Source organism: Pseudolactococcus laudensis (assembly GCF_013449735.1).
Taxonomy (GTDB): Bacteria; Bacillota; Bacilli; order Lactobacillales; family Streptococcaceae; genus Pseudolactococcus; species Pseudolactococcus laudensis.
This window is the reverse complement of the sequence record NZ_JACBNY010000061.1, coordinates 1-2,013: the sequence shown is the minus strand read 5'-3', so window position 1 is coordinate 2,013 and position 2,013 is coordinate 1. Positions and strand designations below refer to the sequence as shown.

Annotated in this window: 3 protein-coding genes; 1 reads left to right on the top strand and 2 read right to left on the bottom strand. The window is 31.8% G+C overall.

Going from position 1 to position 2,013, the window contains the following annotated elements; translation table 11 throughout:
• The first annotated feature begins 291 nt into the window (after positions 1-291).
• Positions 292-897, top strand: coding sequence for a restriction endonuclease subunit S (locus tag HZR21_RS11455; protein ID WP_343037654.1), 606 nt, complete (start codon positions 292-294; stop codon positions 895-897).
• 73 nt (positions 898-970) lie between these two features.
• On the opposite strand, the gene HZR21_RS11450 is transcribed toward HZR21_RS11455, so the two are convergent.
• Both HZR21_RS11450 and HZR21_RS11445 read right to left on the bottom strand, forming a co-directional pair.
• Positions 971-1,558 carry a recombinase family protein gene (locus tag HZR21_RS11450; protein ID WP_167841608.1) on the bottom strand — a complete coding sequence of 196 codons (588 nt, stop codon included), beginning with the start codon at positions 1,556-1,558 and terminating at the stop codon, positions 971-973.
• Positions 1,551-1,817 carry a DUF3781 domain-containing protein gene (locus HZR21_RS11445; RefSeq protein ID WP_040526183.1) on the bottom strand — a complete coding sequence of 89 codons (267 nt, stop codon included), beginning with the start codon at positions 1,815-1,817 and terminating at the stop codon, positions 1,551-1,553. Before HZR21_RS11445 ends, HZR21_RS11450 begins: the two co-directional genes overlap by 8 nt.
• Between the last annotated feature and the right edge of the window lie 196 nt (positions 1,818-2,013).

Below are 2,013 nucleotides of genomic sequence, written 5' to 3'. Positions count from 1 at the left end.
GTAACCCTCTCCAAGAATGAGTTTTACTGCAGAGTTTTTAAATTGTTTATCGAATTTTCTTCTTGCCATAATAAACCTTTCCACGATTTCTCTTAACTTTGTGTCTAGTTTATTATAACCTTTCCAAAAATATAGCTCATTTTGTGTCTAAATATTTGACATTAGTCCAGTTGGAGCTATACTATAAAAGTAGACATCAATTCTTTAGTGCGAACTTGATTTAGGATATCTGCATAACTAGCTTCATCAATAGTGAATTCTTTGCCACAATGGGGACACTTTATCTGATGCATATTTTTAACTCCTCTTTGTATTTATTTATACTCTCTCATATTTAGATTTTACCACTTTATTATTTTTATTGAAATTATTTTCACAAAAATTCAGATAATTTTAACTCATAGAAAGTGGGAACAGAGTAAGTTGGGAGAAGTAGCCACTCTAAGTTCCAGTAAGCGAATTCATTTGAGCGATTATGTAAGAAGTGGAGTTCCTTTTTATAGAGGTAGCGAGATAAGTACGGGTGGTATTACTAGTGACCAGGAACTATTTATCTCAGAAGAAAAATACCGAGAAATTATAGAAAATTACGATATTCCATGTGAAGGTGATTTACTGGTTACTGCAGTGGGGACACTTGGAAACATTTGGAAAGTTGACGATAGACGTTTTTACTATAAGGATGGCAATTTAATCCGAATTAGTAATATGAAGTTTGACTCAGATTATTTATTATCATATTTCAATGGAGGAACTGGAAAAAAGAGGCTTCTTAATAGTGCTGCAGTTTCAAATCAAAAAGCATTGACAATGGAAAAAATGCGAGAAATACCTTTACTATTACCTATTGATGAAGATCAGCAAAAAATCGGTGCCCTTAATATAGAACTAAAATAAAGTATAGGTAGAGGAATTAAAGTTCAAAAGTAAAATGTTAATTGAATAAAAAGCACTCGAAGACAAGTGCTTTTTAATTTCTATGAATATTAAATTTGTTTCGGTACCTTTGAAAAGTCCTGCGATTGATACCAGTCTGTCTTTCAACATCTTTTTCAGTCGATCCATCAAGATAGAGTTTAAATGCAAGTTGTAGTCGAGGGTCATTTTCGCTAAACTTTGGTTTACCACCCTTAAATTTTCCATTTTCTTTGGCAAGTACAATTCCCTGCGCTTGCCGTTCTTTAATTCTGTTTCGTTCAGACTCAGCCTGATACTTATAAAGCTCGATAACAAGATTGTTGATGAGTCGTCTTAGGTTGTCATCTTCAATGCCGTTCATAGACGGTAAATTTTGTACTTCTAAGGTAGCACCTTTTTGTTGGATTATATTCATAATTTGAGTTAAATCTTTATTATTACGTCCTAGACGATCCAACTCAGCAACCACCACAATATCGCCCTCACGAATATAGTCAAGCATTGCCTGTAATTGCGGTCGTTCGGTAGTAGCACCACTTACTTTGTCTGAAAAGACCTTAGAAACGCCCTCTAGTGCTTGTAATTGTCTATCAAGGTTTTGTTCTTTACTTGAGACACGTGCATATCCTATTTTAGTCATAATTAATACCTTTAATTTTATCAACTGTTATTACTCGATAAGTATTAGAATTAACGGTAACTTGAATATGATTATTGGGATTTTTAATATAAAAATTTTTACCAATCTTAGATATGGTAACATAATTGTCCAATATAGTTCGATAAATAAGACTTTCTATATCAGTTTTAGATAAACTTATACCTAATTTTTTATTTATCCTTTGATAAACTAAATCCGTATAGCAAATATTTTTAAGTACAACTTCTTTTAAATCCATAAATCTCCTTGCGCAACTCTATTGTCTACTTATAAACCTATTATATCATAGATAACTAACAAAGCCAACAGAGTATACTCTGTTGGCTGTTTTAGAATGTTAATAAAAAAGATGATACTGTTTTTTGTAATTAACTCGACAAATAATTCGGAATACTATAGAATTTACTAAAATATAGATAGAAGGGGTACTATGA

Bases quoted from the DNA above. Each gene is read 5' to 3' on its own strand.
- HZR21_RS11450 (WP_167841608.1), bottom strand. From the start codon at position 1,558: ATGACTAAAATAGGATATGCACGTGTCTCAAGTAAAGAACAAAACCTT.
- HZR21_RS11445 (WP_040526183.1), bottom strand. From the start codon at position 1,817: ATGGATTTAAAAGAAGTTGTACTTAAAAATATTTGCTATACGGATTTA.